This is a genomic window from Methylobacter sp., from assembly GCF_036845245.1.
Taxonomy (GTDB): Bacteria; Pseudomonadota; Gammaproteobacteria; order Methylococcales; family Methylomonadaceae; genus Methylobacter_A.
The window spans coordinates 1-15805 of the sequence record NZ_DAIUEH010000042.1 but is presented as its reverse complement, the minus strand read 5'-3'; the positions used below and the strand labels follow the sequence as shown (position 1 = coordinate 15805).

The following is a 15805-nucleotide window of genomic DNA, read 5'->3' as shown; positions in this document are numbered from 1 at the left end:
ATGTGTGGAATTGTAGGCGGTGTCGCTCAACGAAATGTAGTACCCATTTTACTGGAAGGTCTGAAGCGGTTGGAATACCGCGGTTATGATTCGGCTGGCCTCGCGGTCATAAACAACCAGCAGATCTACCGAAAGCGAGAGCTGGGCAAAGTAAAAGGCCTGGAAACGCTGCTGGAGGCCGATCCCATTGCAGGTCATATCGGTATAGCCCATACCCGGTGGGCTACTCACGGTAAACCCAGTACGGCTAATGCTCATCCACATGTTTGCAGGAATAACGTTGCCGTAGTCCATAATGGGATTATCGAAAATCATGAACACTTAAGAAAAACGCAGCTGCAACAGGGCTACGAGTTCAGTTCAGAAACCGATACTGAAGTTATCGTGCATGAAGTTTATCACGCGATGGAATCTACAGACGGATTGCTGAGTGCCGTTAAAAAGGCCATCAAAAAATTGGATGGCGCCTATGCGTTGGGGATAATGAGTATTGATTATCCCGATACCCTGATAGCGTGCAGAAAAGGCAGTCCGCTAGTCATCGGTGTCGGGATAGGCGAATATTTTATCGCTTCGGATGTGGCGGCATTGCTTCCGGTCACGCAGCGCTTTATTTTTCTGGAAGATGGGGATATCGCAGAGATTACAATAAAGGGGGTAGCTATTTATGACTCGAACGACAAGGCAGTGAATCGTTCGATCATAGAAAGTCAATTGACAGCGGATGCTGTCGATAAAGGCGACTATCGCCATTACATGTTGAAAGAAATTTACGAACAGCCTTTTGCTGTTTCCCAAACCCTGGAAGGCCGATTCATCAACAACCGTTTACAGGAAAACGCATTCGGGCATAACGCGGCTGAAGTGTTCGATAACATAAAAGCCATCCAAATCTTGGCTTGCGGCACCAGTTATCACGCCGGGTTGGTGGCGCGATACTGGTTTGAGGAACTGGCCCGCGTTCCATGCAATATCGAAGTAGCCAGCGAATTTCGTTACAGAAGCCCGGTCTTAGCGCCGGATACGCTGATTGTCACTATTTCACAATCCGGTGAAACCGCCGACACATTGGCAGCATTGCTGGAAGCCAAGAAGCTGGGGGCAAAATATTCGTTAGCCATTTGTAATGTGCCGGAAAGTTCTCTGGTCAGAGAGTCCGATCTTGTATTAATGACGCGCGCCGGTCCTGAAATTGGCGTTGCCTCAACCAAAGCATTCACCACGCAATTAACAACACTAATGCTATTGGTCATTGCCATTGGCAGACGTTTCCAGCTGAATGAAATAGAGGAGCAAAAAATAACCTCGGAACTATTCAGCTTGCCGGGGAAAATTGAAAAAGCTTTGCAGATGGATGATGAAGTTAAATATCTGTCCGAGCAGTTTGCCGAAAAACAGCACGCCCTGTTTTTAGGTCGGGGCACTCATTATCCGATTGCTATGGAAGGCGCATTAAAGCTAAAAGAAATTTCCTATATTCATGCCGAGGCTTATCCGGCTGGCGAGTTAAAGCATGGCCCGTTGGCATTGATCGATGCCGACATGCCGGTTGTGACCGTCGCGCCAAACAATAGCCTGCTGGAAAAATTGAAGTCTAATATGCAGGAAGTCAGCGCCAGGGGTGGGCAATTGATTGTTTTTATGGATGAAACATTAGCTACCGCAAACGATGAAAATGTACAGATCGTAAAAGTGCCTCAAGTCAGTAATGAGATTTCGCCTATTGTGTATACTATTCCCTTACAACTGTTGGCTTACCATGTCGCAGTTTTAAAAGGTACAGATGTAGATCAACCCAGGAATCTAGCGAAGTCAGTTACGGTGGAATAGTTGTGGCAAAATTATCATTACAAGTGTAGGAGAGTAATAAAGAAATACTCATTCAATTCGTATAATCAAACATAACCAAATAAGCCCTGATCAGTCTGAGTTCAGGGCTTTTTTTTGCAAAAATATTTTTATGTGCTAACTTAAAATGTAATCAAATAATCAAGATGTAGCTTAGCGAACTGATGGATACTGTCAAATTAGTTGCCAAAGTGTTTCGAAGTAATGCCGGCGTGTATGAGGAAATCCCTGTTTTAATGACAGACCAAGGGATCATCAGTTCTCACATGGAATATCTTCTTGATCATGCTCACGCCAGAAGTCAAAGTTGGATGGAGTTACAGATAACTTCCCTGAAGTTATTACTTCGCTATATAAGTGCAAATATAAATTTATTCTCTTCCGCGCAGGAATTGTTTAAAGCTTTTGTTCAACAGCTTTATAGCGGAACAATTGGAACTGATGGTAATGATCCGTCTATGTTGTATTGGTTACCGAAAAATACCACAACTGCAAATGGAATTATTGCGAGTTTGGTCCAGTACTCAGATTGGCTAACGAATAATTATCATATAGAGCCTCTTAACCCAATGAAACAAGCTTGTAGCTATGAACAGATCTTATATTGGTCTGCATGGAATCATAGACATAATAAATCCTTCTTAGGACATACATGGGATAAGAAAAAATCGATTGAAAATTCCTGGTTTGTTAGATCAGTAACGGCAAAAAAGAATTCTAAGCATCTTGGTGCGGTTAAGTATTTTCCCGATAAGCATTTTGGAAACTTATTATTTAACGGATTTACCAATTACGGGTATGAGCATTCCAAAAATTTGGGAGAGAGATTTAATATACGGGATATTTTAATTACCTTATTACTGAATGGTGGAGGACTGCGAATGAGCGAACCATTTCACCTATACTTAAATGATGTAACACTTGATCCTCTGCATAGTGGACGAAATATTGCATATGTTAGGATTTATCACCCAATAAATGGACAAGCTCCAAACGACTGGTTTGATAGAGATGGAAAACCTTACACAGTAAATCGAGAAAGTTATCTTAAAGGAAAATTTGGATTAATACCCCGCAATAAATCAACGAACAGAACATACAGAGCAGGATGGAAAGTCAAAAAGCTCGACAATGAAAAGAGTAATTTCATTACCGTACAATGGTTTCCTTCTATATATGGTGAATTGTTTTATGTTCTATGGAAACTATATTTACGACAGATACGGGACGTAGAAAGAAATCATCCATTTGCATTTATTTCGTTGAGTGGTAGTAATCTAGGGAAGCCATTATCTATATCAGCATATTATCAAAACCACGCTAGAGCTATTAATAAAATTGGTTTCTATCCTTCAAAAGATACAGGCCTTTCACCACATGGTCATAGGCATGCTTATGGTCAAAGATTAAGAAATGCCAAAATAGACCCAGTAGTTCGGCGCAATGCGCTTCATCATTCAAGTTTGGAATCGCAGCTGGTTTATTGTCAGCCACAAATTGAAGAAGTATCTCGAATTTTAAATCATGCTGAAAAAAAGCTTGGCTCTGAAACTCTCTCTAACGCAGATTTCGACGATCTGATGTCAGAAGGTTTTAAAGACGTAGATCCTTATGAGCTTTTGTCAGGTCAGTCTTGGTTGCTAAGGAGCTAATAATGTTCGAACCATATGGTGGAATTACAGAGGACATTTCATTTCAATGGCTAGAGAGTTCGTATGGCCTCCAATATAAGGAGTGGGCTAAATTAACTTCGAATTGGCTATTAAAGCAAGAACGCGGGTTATCAAGTAAAAGAAATAGCCTTAGCCGGTTTTTTCGATCTTTTATAATTCCATACAAGTTACCGTCGAATCCTTTGGTTTTTTTCGATAGAAAAACCGTAGTACCTGATTTTTTTGAAGAGACCATACGGCCTTCAATAAAAAGTTGTGAAGCGATTTCACAAAGACAAGCGGTCACCTATAACAATTATATAAAGGAGTTTTTAGATTATTGTTTGTCGGAGCTTGTTGGCGTTGAAGACGATTATGGCCATATAGTGATACCTCAAAGATATCGAAATCCAATAAAACTTAAAAACCGGTCGGGGATGGTGGTAACAGAAACCGTTTACACCCCGCTACCCTATAAATACATTCTTGAACTTCGCGAAATTCTTTGCCCTCCAAATGCTGAAAATTTCTCTGATTGGAAATGGGCGCATGCTGCGGGAGATTGTAAAGTTAAAACAAAAGGCGATGGCGATTGGTTTGAGGTCGAAATAGACGAAATCGATTTAACTGATCCAAACTGTGTTTGGCGTAAGCGAACAATCCCCAAAGGGCGTTCGTATGATGGCTTAAAACTGCATAAGGATAAAATAGTCTATGAGATGTGGTGTCCTGTCAATGCAGTTGCTTTACTAATTAAATTGGAACTGCCCCTTAGAACAGCCCAAGTCAGGTGGCTTGATTCAGGTGAGGCTGATTATTGGAGGCACATTTCCGGAAAGTGGGAAATTAACGATGGGCCACTAGCACCCGCAACAAAAAATGAAATAAGGAAGTATCAGATTGGCCGTGGGGTATTTAGAAAACACACTGACCTTGAAAGTGAAACTACAGTGCTTTTTGTTAATTCAAACAAAACAGCGGATGTTAATAAACATGGATTATCAAAAGGTTATGTTATTCCGTGGCAACATGAACGTGTCCTTAAATGGTTAGAAGTGTTAAGAAATTGGCAGGAAAAATACAATCCAATTCATAGCCCAACAAGTTGGTTATCTTTAAAAAGAAAACATACAGGGGATTTAAAGAGTAAGCAACAACTGATGGAAATGGGGGAAACCTGTTTTCTGTTTCGAAACCGGGCAGTATTAAGTAACGATGAACATCATTTTCCTATCACAGAGCGTTCGATGTTTAGATTGTGGTATGGGCTGCTGCATCAGCTTGAAAAGAATTGTTCTGCGAGGAATGAAACACTTTCTAATGGAAAGCCTCTTGAATTTGTAAAAAGCCATGAAAGCAAAGTAAGCCATCCAACAAATTATTGGACAACTAATTTTCCACTACATTCTTTACGGGTCTCTCTCATCACCAGTTTTGCGCTTGAAGGTGGCGTGCCAATACCGATTTTGTCAAAGTTAGTGGCTGGTCATAGCAGAATTGTCATGACGTTGTATTACACCAAAATCGGTCAGGCCTACATGCAACAAGTAATGACCGAAGCTGAAAAGAAAATTAGTGTTCAGTCCCAGATTCAATTCAAACAATTTTTAGTTAACGCTGAATACCAAGACCTGCAAGAAATTACCGCAGTTAATCATGTTGCTGCTTTAGATGCACTTAATAAAAAAGCTGAACTGAGCTGGCAAATCATGGATAAAGGTATATGCCCTATCGCTTTTCAGGGGTGTGATAATGGCGGGGAACAGTACGTAAAACTTGGTAATGCACCTATTAGCTATGCTCCAGTTGTCCGGGACTTCCAAGGCAATACAAAAAATTGTGTCCGGTGTAGATGGTTTATTACCGGCCCAGCTTTTTTACCTGGGTTAATTGCTCATTTCAATAATTTGAGCTACGAGACCAGCAATGCGGGTGAACGATACATAGCGATTGAAAATAATTTGGAAAATTTAAGGTTAGAAAATTTTGCATCCGAAGAAAAGGACCAGCCGTTTTTAAAACAACAAGAACTCATTCAGGCTGAGCTTGAATATGAAAGGGAAGCGACTAAGGTTGACTCTATTATGAATGATATGCATGCAACCTATCAGTTAATCAAACGTAGCATTGATATTTGCAAAAATAGTGAAAATGAAGGCGTTAAATTATTAAGTTTGGAATGGCAAACTATTCCAGATCTTCGTTTAGATGAAAAATCTTTATTAATGCAATTGGAGACAGTTTGCCGGAATGCTGAAATATTTCCTTCTTACGATGCAACAAAAGCAAGCTTGCGCCGAGGCCAAGCAATCGATTTGATGTTAAGTGCCAATGGTAAGTCGCCAGTCCTGCTTTGTTTATCTGAAGCGGAGCAGCTTGAAATTGGCAATCAAATTATGATGCTGATAGAAGGGCGTGTGGGTTCTTTCGAAGGGGCAATTAATTTTGTTGAATCAATGGGTAAGCTATCAACGTTAGGTATCACAGATCAGATAGAACAGCTGACTAGCCAGCCCCAACGAAACTCTCTTGATATATCAAATAAACTTCGGCCTTATCTTGGAAAGATGCATGAAAAGTCCTGATGAAGTGTATGAAATGCTATGGACTGGAGCATCATCTCGAAAACAAAGTTCCCTCAAGATAATACAACAGATTTGTGAAGAACAAATGGAACGGAATAGCCATGACTTCTCTATTTCAACTATTGGTAAATTATCACAAAAATCAGGTGGCCCATCAGAGCAAGCTATAAGGAACAAAAATGGCGAAAATTACAGACAATTAATTACTTCTTGGCTTCATAAGAGCGAACAAACTAGAAAAAAATCTAAAGCAATTCCCAAGCAAGAAGATATTCTTCAATTGATAAGTGACCCTGTAATTCGCGCAGAAGTCGGACTGATGCTTGCCGAAATCCGCAATTTAAGAGGTGAAAACCGGCTTTTGAAGTCGTTGACCAAGGATAAAATTGTTATTGACAGATCGGTTCGTATTACGGCAAATACGGGAAACTCTATAGAGCTACTACCAGCAGTACCTTTATCTGTAACGGAAATTAAAGCGCTCGAATCGGCTGTTTCAGATCGGATTTTTAACGAAAACGGATGGAAAAAAAATGATGACGGTTCTGTTCGTAATGAATATGGAAGAAAAATCTATGAGCCAGGATATGTCTTGGCGATTTTAAAAATTCTTGATCAGACTGTTAAATGAATTAGAATAGAAAAAACAAATAGATAATACTGTAAAACATTCACTATAAATTAGCGTACTGTCCAGAGAGACTTTAGAGCTTTGCATCGTTTTCTGGCTTAGAACCAGTTAAACATTAGATATTTTGGCATACCCTTGTCTAATCGGTTATTGTGCCAAAAATCAAGATTTTTGACACAAACTTTCACTGCCATTGACCAATTCCGATATAACCCAAGCCAAATTTTGAATGCCTAATTTCGGCCATGAGCTGTCTGTCGTTACTGACTGATTTATGGCGTTAGAAATAGTTGAATGAAGGTAGGAACTATGCTATTAAATAGCAGCGGGGATAATTATATTGTATATAGTTTTGGCGTGTTGAGCTTTCCATCAGTCATCCGCGACTGGTGGAATTGACTTCAATGTGATCTCTGCCCCTGACGGAATATTGCAACAAAATCTCATTGATCTAATAGGGGAGTATTGTCCATGCGAGCAATCATCGAAAGTAAGTTGAAATTCCTATTCGTCTGCATCGGACAGAACAGTGCATATAATCACACTGAGAAAGGAAGAAAGCGCTCGATGGGAGCAATTATCACACTGGTTACGGTGACATTGGCACTGTACGGATGTTCGCCATACCTCTATCAAAAGGAAGTGGGGAGCTTCAATTCAAGTGTTGCCGCTGTGTCGAATGGAGTGACACAGGGGCTCGACAATCTTGATCAAGATCAGGCGGCGGCAGATCTCGCGCAAGTAATTGGCGCAAGGACGGGGGTGAATCTGAGTGAAGGATGTGGGAAAGAATTAGATAAACTGTGCAGGCCAATGGTACCCTCTAACAATATCCCAAAGACTTCTGCGGCAGACAAGTTTGCCCCCGGCAAACCTGAGATAAAGAGAGTGCTCGCGGCGTTGAAAGGGTATGCGGACGGGTTGGCTGCGGTCACGAATGCCCAAGATCGCAAAGATTACGATGCAGCCGCTTCACAGTTGTCGTCGAATGTTGCAGAACTTGGCACATCGCTTGGCGCCGTATACCCACCAGCTGCGGCTGCCGGGCCAGCACTAAAGGCGGTTGTGACGTTTGCGACTTGGACAGTTGGTATGGGCCTGGATACTGCACGGTACGACACGCTGAAGTCAGCCATCAATGGAGTTGGGACACCCTCCATCGAAACCGAAAAAGGCAAGCATAGCGCGATTCAGATTGTGGTCGATAAGGCAATAACGCCCTTGCTGAAATCGGTGCGGTCCACCCGTATCGAGTTGCTTACCGTTCAACTGAATGCCCGCACGGATCGGATTAATTCCGATCTCGCTGCCCGCATTGATAATGAGAAGTGCGCCGAGAAAGCCAAGAAGGCAAAGAAGATAACATGTCCTGTGAATGTACCACTGGATCGGTACGACACGCCTTTGACGGACTCGACATCGTTGGTCGCGAGTTTGAATGCAATCAAGGGAGTCGATCCGGCGGCACTTGGGCAGAGTCTCGTGAAGGCTCATAACGAAATGCAAACAGCAGTAAACGACAAATCTAGCCAGTTCGAGACTCTCGTGAATGCAATGGCCGATTTCGCCGATAAGGCCGCTGCCGTTGAAAAGGCATTTGCTAAACAGCCGACAGCGACTGCCGCTGCTAAATGAATAAGTAATGGGGGAATAAATCATGGCAACAGAAAAAGACATTACCGATCAGCGTGACAGCGATGTCGAGTTGTTGGATGAAAAAATCGGTGAGGCCATCACAATAAAAAACGGCCTTGACATCGGCGATCCGCAACGGATCACACTTACTACCACTATTAATGATCTAATGTATAGCCGGACAGACTTGCACATTCAGGAACTAATGGCCGATTTGCATAGTGCGCAACTAGTTGCGGCACTGGCCAAGATAACGGCAGCAAGTGACGATCTCAAAAATGAAGCGAAAAAAATGAAAACCGCCACCACATTCATAAACAAGACAAACGCCGTGATTGGAGCGGCGACGAAGGTAACGAAAATCCTAAAGAACGGCGGGTAACCCGACTACACCTTTCGAGACGAACTGTCTAATGTTTTAGAAACCTCGAAAAACCTATTTTTAAAATTTAACCACAACAAAGTCAACAAGTTATATTGCAGGTGTTGGCGAATTTGGATTTTTCGAGGCTCCCTTTTAAATGGCTGCTTTTGCCGTTTGCCATATTACTTGAATGGCCAGTTTTGGGGCACCTAACTACATACGCGAATGGCGGCAACGGGTCGATAGCGCCAGTTCACCGCTCCCCAAAGCAGCCATTTACTGTCCGAAACCGAGCAGTTTCGGACACGCCTTATCAAGGATGTACCAAAGTAGGTGAACTGCATTTCGTACATAGGCTATAATTCGGACATCACTTTCGGACGGAATTTACCTATGTCTCGCGTTTTTGCTTACTGTCGAGTTTCAACGACAGATCAAACTACCCAGAATCAGAGTCTAGAAATCCAGGCGGCAGGCTTCGCTATCGAAGCGCAGCGACTGATTGAAGAGAGTATCAGCGGATCCGTAGCAGCCAAAGAACGTCCTGGTTTTACTAAACTGATCGACCGAATGGAATCCGGCGATATTCTAGTCGTCACCAAGCTCGACCGGCTCGGGCGCAATGCGATGGATGTTAGGGCAACTATCGAGCAGCTTTCCCGTAGCGGGGTGCGCGTCCATTGTCTTGCCCTGGGAGGAGTTGATTTGACCAGTCCCGCCGGAAAAATGACCATGCAGGTGATCGCCGCGGTCGCCGAGTTCGAACGTGACCTGTTAATTGAACGAACGCAGTCAGGGATTAATCGGGCTAAGGCCGCCGGCAAACAATTTGGCAGACCGCCAGCGTTAAATAAGGCGGAACGCGCAGCAGTCATAGAGAGGTTGGCCGCTGGAATGAATGTCACTGAGGTAGCGCGTGAGTTCAAGACGACTCGCCAAACCGTTATGCGAATCAGGGAAGCTGCTTTGACCTCCCCATAAAAATGTTCCCGTCAGTTACTCTCAATAAAATCTATTATGAATAGTAAATGACACCCCATTTTGCTGCGGAGCGGAACTTCACTGTGTTCGGCATCGATCATTGTGAAAATGGAAGGCAAAGTAACATTAATGTCCATCTCCGGAGAGCCGAGGATTTACCTACATTAATTACATGTGGGGACCACTAAGTTTATTGATGTATTTTAGTTATGATCAAAATCGAACGACTTTGTGCTTATTTTATGTTCTACTTTAAACAATATGAGTATAAATCCTTATTGTTTTAAGGTTACTGTATCTTAATAATTATAATTGCTGAATCGTCCGAATATCATAATTGGCTTGCAACAAGTGGGTGGCGAAGGAACGCCTAAAAGTGTGCTCAGAAACCCTTTCAATGATTGCCGCAATAGCATATTGATTAACAACAGGAGAGTGAAGGAGACATATGATGAAATATATAAAACTGATCGTAGCATGTAGCGTGCTTTTCGCAGGATGTACTGCACATGAAACATCCGATACCACATCAACTGAATTTAGTTTAAATAAGCCCGCTATACAAACCATTAGCTGCACGAAAGATAAGGTGCATGGAACCTTTGCTGAATCATGTTACGGCTGCTCTGTGCAACCTAGGGATTGTGTTTCTGGGGATTGTGACAGGCTTGAGTGCACTTGCAAAAGAAGTGGTGGAGCCAATGGAACAGCAATCTATCTCAGGGAATGTGATCAGTGCCAGTTTTGGAATGATCACGGAAATCTGAGGTGTGGGAACGGTTAAATCAACTTAGCTTCGGTTTTGCCAGTTAAATACATCACAGTAGGTATTTAATAACAAAGACTGCTGTTAAATTTTGACGTTCTTTCTAGCAAAATTGGAAGTTTTCCACGTTCTTACTACTGTTTCCAAGGTAATCAATACATGGATAGACCGGTTACGGAATAGAAATCGCGCCGATGCAAACAAACCGTTTCTTAATCAAGAAGCCGTGGCCCGAATTTCTCCATTAACAGACGAAGAACATTAGCGCTTGTATATGCCGCGTATCGTTGATACTCGTCCTTCTTATCTGGATCAGCAAAATCACAAACTGCCTTAAGCGCAAATGGCTTTGGTTGCGGTTTAGAGGCGCTATGTGCCGCAGCGTACATTCCATAGATTTCCATCTCAACGCCGATTAATTCGCGATGTTGAGCTTTGATCTCTTCGATGACCTCCCCGTCTGCAAGTACCGCCGAGCCAGAGGCGACGGGGCCAATAATAACTTGGGGGACATTCCGCTGATTGAGATCGCCCCCATACTCGGAAGCGATCTTTGCTAGCGCCTCTTGGTCCCCACGAATTTGCTCAACATGCGTCCGCACGGAAACATGAGTGGGTAAATGGTGTGGCGCGATCGAGAATTTAGCGTTATCTTTGTCAAGAACTCTTTTCCCACTTTGGAAGTCCCAAGCAGGATCAGCCAAAAGTACGTCACCGTAACCCACTTTGCTTTTGACCCCAGCGCATATACCGCACATAGCTATTAGTCTTGGTCTCAGCATGGAAATAATAGCCGCACTTCGAAGTGCTGTCGAGACCATTCCCATACGCGGTGCAAAAGTGGCACAGACTGTAATCTTTCGCCCTTCAACCATAAAATTACCATCTCGAACAAAGGTTATATCATCAAGAGGTCGAGGAGATGACCAATTCCAGGGAAGCTTCAAAACCTCTTCTAACTCTGGTTTTTCAAGAGCGCAAACAATCGCCAAATCTACATTATGGTCCGGTTGTTTCGTGGCTAGTTTTTTTTCTTCTTCTAAGATATATTTCACACAATTTACTGCACGGTTTATCCATTCGTCGCTGCTTTCCGAGAATTCAACGACACTCCAAGTTCTGCTTGCAAAGATTTCCGAAGCCTCGCTTACAACATTCTTGTCAGCAGTAATGCCTAAAATTCGACCAGGTTTGTGGTATTCATCCTCTTGGTGTAAATCGAAAAGTAGATTAAGTGAATGTGTAATTTCGGATTCGCTATCTGGCCATATGGGCAGCAATATATCGAGAATAAGAAGATCATAATGAGTAGATTGAAGGCGTTCACGTGCATCATTTGCACAAGGCGCCATATTGATCTTGTCACGATCTACACCAATACCAGCAAGTGTTTCAATGAGTCGCCCATAACGACGTGCTTGGTCATCTACGATCAGTATTTTCATTTTCCTTTCTCTGTATAAATATTAAACTCAGCCAGGGCTTTCCCGAGCTCAGTTTTCCATTCATCGTAAGTTGAATTGTAGTGCAGTACCCCTTTAAAGCATCGAGGGAATTCTTCTTCTAGTTCCATGCGGAGCTGTGATAGATCTACGGGCTTACCAGCTTCACGTAGAAAGGCCTCATAACCGGTTATCACAATGGTTGGGCAAACAATTTCGGCTAACGTCATATAACGAAGTATTTCAATTCCTCCTTCTCCCTGCGGTCTGCCGCCGCTTTCACGTTCTCCAACAGAGAAAGTCGGTAGAGACATATCGAGGAGAAGTAGGTCTGGCAAATGCTCATCAAGAACATCAAGTGCGGAATTGACTGACTGTGCGACAGCAATAGTTATCTCTGTACTTAGGCCTTTAAGGAAACGCTCAATATGAGCCCGTTTCGGTGCTTCGTCTTCGACTAATAAAATATATACGCTATTCACGATTGCCTTCTTGCTGATCCGGAGTTAGTACGATCATCGAATAGGTTACCCTTAATTCAAACTGTCCAGTTTCAGTGAAACCAAAATCTATCCGACCTTTAGCAGATTGACGCAACACCACCGCAGCCAGTTTTAAAATACCACTGCCACCTTCGCGGCGAGTGTGCCGCCCAAAATTGCCACTTTCAATCAGTTGACGAATTCTACGAAGCTCCTCATCATGTTGCGCACGATTCTGTACTTTGGCGTCACTTCGTACTTCAATAGTGAGTGTTTCGTTTTCGACATTTGCTTGAATATTTATATTTACCTTAGGTTTCTTGCATTCTGAATGGGCTCGCACGTTATCTAATGCAACGAACAGCACGTCATGAACAAAGACAAGATTGCTCGCCTGCATTTCAATATCGCCTTCTACATGACGTTTAATGTCAGGATCAAAAGCCCTCTGACATTTAAGTGCTGAATCGATAGCGATATTAACGATTTGATCAAGCTTGAAGTGGCGTTTCTGAGTTTCTAGATCGGCATGCGAAAACCATTTTGCAGCTTCGTCTAGCTTGTACTGTACTTCTTTTGAACAATTACCAATCGCTATGTCAAACTCGAGGAAAGCTGGGTCCTGCTCTGCGTGCCTTCGTACAGTAGCACGTAGTTCATTAAACCCATCTGTGATCTCATGCTTTAAGTTCTCAGAGATGAAATACCTTACCTTGGCAAGTGATGGATCAATAGCTGCCCAAAGCACTGCGATGGCGGTGGTAATGAAGTCCGGTAGGGTGGTATCTATCTGGTCAATAGCACGTACGATCGATACCAGTTGAGTTGCAAGTTCCAGATACAATAACCCGCCAGGTCGTTCTAGAGAATGTACGTAGAAACTGTCTTTTGCTACTGTTAGTGTTTCGTCAAAGTTAGCCGCAAATTTTGCGAATGCTTCGTTTAGAGCTTCTTTTGCTTCCGAACTGCTCCAATCGAACTTTTTTAGCCAAAATTCATTTCGGTGATAATCACTAGACTCCGATTCACGCGTAGTGATAAGGCAGGCAGTTTCTAGAGGTCTACGGATCAAGCCTATAAAAGAGTGATGACGAACACGATTACTTAGGTAAAAATCTAAGCCAAGACTCGGATTATACAAAAACTCCTCGCGTATACGATGTAACATGCCAAAGAGTACAGCGTCTGCCTCGTTTTCTGGTATAAAAGTGGAACGTTGAGACGAGGCCGCTGTAGTAAGCTCCTTCAAAACATCGTCAAAGTTCTGGACTGATCCAATATTTACCCCTAACAGATCACGGTAGCGGGCATAGTCTTCTGATAACTCCTTAGCAGCCCATCGAGATAGTGCGTCAGTGTCCACATAAACTCTGGTACGGTCGACAATCCATTGGCCCTCATCTAGAGCCAGTTGATTGGCAATCGATAATACTTCATCTTGGTAGTCATTTGCATTGGCGGAATCAAGCTCACGTAGAGCTAAGCAGATAGCTTGCCGTTCCTCCATCACTTCACGAGAGCCTTTCAAAATCCGACAACTGTCCAGAATATGTGGCAAGCACACTTCTCTTAAGAAATAAACAAGTTGGTGTCTCGGGTATGCTTCAGCTAGCTCAATTAATTTAGAAGGGCGAGCTACTCCAGCTATCCGAAAAAACGAGCCAGTAGCGTAGCGTAGGCTTGATGCGATCTCTTTGTCCTCATTTAAGCTCCACAGGAGGTGTAGCGCTATCGGTGCCGCAAGTGGTGTAGATACGGTTTTGTAATCATGCCAAACATAATTTTCGAGCGAAGGTAGAATAGGAAGCAAACGGCGATTAGCTTCGCTACGCGCCCCTTCATCCGCGATCAGGGTGATCACATTTTGTCGGTAACCTAAGCAGAAGTAAGCATGCAGCAACATTGAAGCCGCTATTGACCTAAGTGGCTCTGATTCGAAGGTCCCGTTCTGAGCGCCGATCATATCCACAACTTGTTGGCACTGTCCATTACGGAGTAGGCTGGCGGATATGAATAATATAAGGGCTGCTTGGCTTACATTGACAGAAACTGATCCTTCGCCCTGGAATAATCGCCATACTGCCTCCGTTGGACTCAGAGTGTGACTTTTTACAGTTTGGACAGAAAGGTCCGATATGGTGGGGGCAGGGACTAAATCTTCCACACCAATGGTTGGACTGTTCATACTGATGAACCAAGGTTGCCAAGGATCATCAGGATATGATCGGCGTAACAACTGGAGCAAGTCGAGAAGACCGGCTGCAGCGGCAAGCCCTCGCAGGTTAATAGCAAGCTTACCCAACTGGATGAACGAATCATTCAGATCGTCACATCGGCTTAAAATTTTACCTAGTATCCGTGAAACATCATTTGGTCGGCGAAGTTCTTTTTCTCTCCGGTGGTTAGCATGCCCAAAGGCTAGTCCTGCATATATGAATTGCCATATATCAATATTATGGGGTGCTCTCAAATATAGTCGAGCAGTTTGCGCCGCAAGTTTCGCATTGCCAAGAAACAAAATATCTGATATCTCGTAGCTCCGATGGTCAAGCGTCCTAGAAACATCGTGCGCTCCTAGCACCAGAGCGACTTTTGCTATGCGAAAATCAGTGATGGGAGCGAGGTTACGCAAACATTGCACCAACACCCTATGAGATTTATGGGAATCTTTGCGACGGGCAATTTCCTGCGCAACGGCGATGAAGGTTTCATAGATATCGATAGACGAGTGGCTTTGCTCTACTCGGAGAATATCAGCTAATCCAGACTCAGAGGCTGGCCATTCTCCTGCCAAGCGGAAGCGAGTGTAAGTCTTAACAAAAGGCTCAAAGTATTGGTGCTTATCAATCCGTACCTTGATGTCATCGCAGAACTTTGCAAGAGTTGTTCTATCTTCGTTCCGTACACTCGTATGATACGCTATGAAATCGAGCAGGCCTCGCTTGTAAGCCCTTCGAACCTCGGCTGTATACCGTTTCTGCTGCTCAAGCCCCCCATCTTGGTGTTCAAGAGCGATGCGAAGCTGGACAGACCAGAGAGAGATTCCAAAATTATCTTGAATGATCTTTAGCCCTTCGATTGCGTCCCTAATTTTACCAGTGAAGACGAGACGCTCGACTTCCTCTACTCCCGTACGAAAAGTGTTAATTCTGTTGGCTTCTGCCTTTATGCGAGATGTGATCCAAAGAAGTTCTCGTTCTAAGGTCGTCACAGGAGCTTCAGTATATATCCCAGCTAGTTCTTCATAGCCGACCATCAGCCGCAAGAAGTCCGCGAGTTGGGTTTCTATCTGATGATTAAGCCATATTTGGAAGTCATCGAACTGAGAAGGATTCAGAACGACCCGTGCATCGAGAAACAGATTCCGGGTAATGGGTCAAATATGTGAATTGCACATATAATATCGAGTATGACCTGTT

Annotated in this window: 12 protein-coding genes; 8 read left to right on the top strand and 4 right to left on the bottom strand. The window is 43.4% G+C overall.

Annotated features, from left to right (window positions below; all coding sequences use genetic code 11):
* The 7 genes from glmS to V7051_RS17305 all read left to right on the top strand — a co-directional run bounded on the left by glmS (position 1) and on the right by V7051_RS17305 (position 9696).
* The gene (gene glmS / locus V7051_RS17335; protein ID WP_333877019.1) at positions 1–1830 is read left to right on the top strand and encodes a glutamine--fructose-6-phosphate transaminase (isomerizing); all 1830 of its coding nucleotides are present in this window, start codon (positions 1–3) and stop codon (positions 1828–1830) included.
* A gap of 182 nt (positions 1831–2012) precedes the next feature.
* The gene (gene gmtY / locus V7051_RS17330; RefSeq protein WP_333877017.1) at positions 2013–3500 is read left to right on the top strand and encodes a gamma-mobile-trio recombinase GmtY; all 1488 of its coding nucleotides are present in this window, start codon (positions 2013–2015) and stop codon (positions 3498–3500) included.
* A gap of 2 nt (positions 3501–3502) precedes the next feature.
* Entirely contained in the window at positions 3503–6085 is a 2583-nt protein-coding gene (gmtZ, locus tag V7051_RS17325; protein ID WP_333877015.1) for a gamma-mobile-trio integrase GmtZ, read from the top strand.
* Positions 6072–6716, top strand: coding sequence for a gamma-mobile-trio protein GmtX (gene gmtX, locus V7051_RS17320; RefSeq protein WP_333877013.1), 645 nt, complete (start codon positions 6072–6074; stop codon positions 6714–6716). Before gmtZ ends, gmtX begins: the two co-directional genes overlap by 14 nt.
* Before the next feature lie 471 nt (positions 6717–7187).
* Entirely contained in the window at positions 7188–8351 is a 1164-nt protein-coding gene (locus V7051_RS17315; RefSeq protein ID WP_333877011.1) for a hypothetical protein, read from the top strand.
* A 22-nt stretch (positions 8352–8373) separates the two neighbouring features.
* Positions 8374–8733, top strand: coding sequence for a hypothetical protein (locus tag V7051_RS17310; protein ID WP_333877009.1), 360 nt, complete (start codon positions 8374–8376; stop codon positions 8731–8733).
* 375 nt (positions 8734–9108) lie between these two features.
* Entirely contained in the window at positions 9109–9696 is a 588-nt protein-coding gene (locus tag V7051_RS17305) for a recombinase family protein (protein WP_333877007.1), read from the top strand.
* A 306-nt stretch (positions 9697–10002) separates the two neighbouring features.
* Here the strand turns inward: V7051_RS17305 and V7051_RS17300 are convergent, their stop codons facing one another.
* Positions 10003–10266, bottom strand: coding sequence for a tyrosine-type recombinase/integrase (locus V7051_RS17300; RefSeq protein ID WP_333877005.1), 264 nt, complete (start codon positions 10264–10266; stop codon positions 10003–10005).
* A 23-nt stretch (positions 10267–10289) separates the two neighbouring features.
* On the opposite strand from V7051_RS17300, the gene V7051_RS17295 reads away from it, so the two are divergent.
* Complete coding sequence (locus V7051_RS17295; RefSeq protein ID WP_333877004.1) at positions 10290–10463, top strand: hypothetical protein; 174 nt, start codon at positions 10290–10292, stop codon at positions 10461–10463.
* Between the two features lie 211 nt (positions 10464–10674).
* Here the strand turns inward: V7051_RS17295 and V7051_RS17290 are convergent, their stop codons facing one another.
* Genes V7051_RS17290 through V7051_RS17280 form a run of 3 tightly spaced genes read right to left on the bottom strand, consistent with a single transcriptional unit; the run spans position 10675 to position 15642 of the window.
* Positions 10675–11907 (bottom strand): 5'-methylthioadenosine/S-adenosylhomocysteine nucleosidase family protein, encoded by a 1233-nt coding sequence (locus V7051_RS17290; protein WP_333877003.1) that lies wholly within the window; start codon positions 11905–11907, stop codon positions 10675–10677.
* On the bottom strand, positions 11904–12386 hold the full coding sequence (locus V7051_RS17285; RefSeq protein ID WP_333877002.1) for a response regulator: 483 nt from the start codon (positions 12384–12386) through the stop codon (positions 11904–11906). The genes V7051_RS17290 and V7051_RS17285 overlap by 4 nt, the downstream gene beginning before the upstream one ends.
* Entirely contained in the window at positions 12379–15642 is a 3264-nt protein-coding gene (locus V7051_RS17280; protein WP_333877001.1) for a hypothetical protein, read from the bottom strand. Before V7051_RS17280 ends, V7051_RS17285 begins: the two co-directional genes overlap by 8 nt.
* Between the last annotated feature and the right edge of the window lie 163 nt (positions 15643–15805).

Excerpts from the sequence above, each read along its gene's own strand:
- V7051_RS17305 (WP_333877007.1), top strand. The coding sequence starts at position 9,109 with ATGTCTCGCGTTTTTGCTTACTGTCGAGTTTCAACGACAGATCAAACT.
- V7051_RS17280 (WP_333877001.1), bottom strand. The coding sequence starts at position 15,642 with ATGGTCGGCTATGAAGAACTAGCTGGGATATATACTGAAGCTCCTGTG.
- gmtZ (WP_333877015.1), top strand. The coding sequence starts at position 3,503 with ATGTTCGAACCATATGGTGGAATTACAGAGGACATTTCATTTCAATGG.
- V7051_RS17290 (WP_333877003.1), bottom strand. The coding sequence starts at position 11,907 with ATGAAAATACTGATCGTAGATGACCAAGCACGTCGTTATGGGCGACTC.
- glmS (WP_333877019.1), top strand. The coding sequence starts at position 1 with ATGTGTGGAATTGTAGGCGGTGTCGCTCAACGAAATGTAGTACCCATT.
- V7051_RS17310 (WP_333877009.1), top strand. The coding sequence starts at position 8,374 with ATGGCAACAGAAAAAGACATTACCGATCAGCGTGACAGCGATGTCGAG.
- gmtX (WP_333877013.1), top strand. The coding sequence starts at position 6,072 with ATGAAAAGTCCTGATGAAGTGTATGAAATGCTATGGACTGGAGCATCA.
- V7051_RS17295 (WP_333877004.1), top strand. The coding sequence starts at position 10,290 with ATGGAACCTTTGCTGAATCATGTTACGGCTGCTCTGTGCAACCTAGGG.
- V7051_RS17300 (WP_333877005.1), bottom strand. The coding sequence starts at position 10,266 with ATGGTTTGTATAGCGGGCTTATTTAAACTAAATTCAGTTGATGTGGTA.
- V7051_RS17315 (WP_333877011.1), top strand. The coding sequence starts at position 7,188 with ATGCGAGCAATCATCGAAAGTAAGTTGAAATTCCTATTCGTCTGCATC.
- gmtY (WP_333877017.1), top strand. The coding sequence starts at position 2,013 with ATGGATACTGTCAAATTAGTTGCCAAAGTGTTTCGAAGTAATGCCGGC.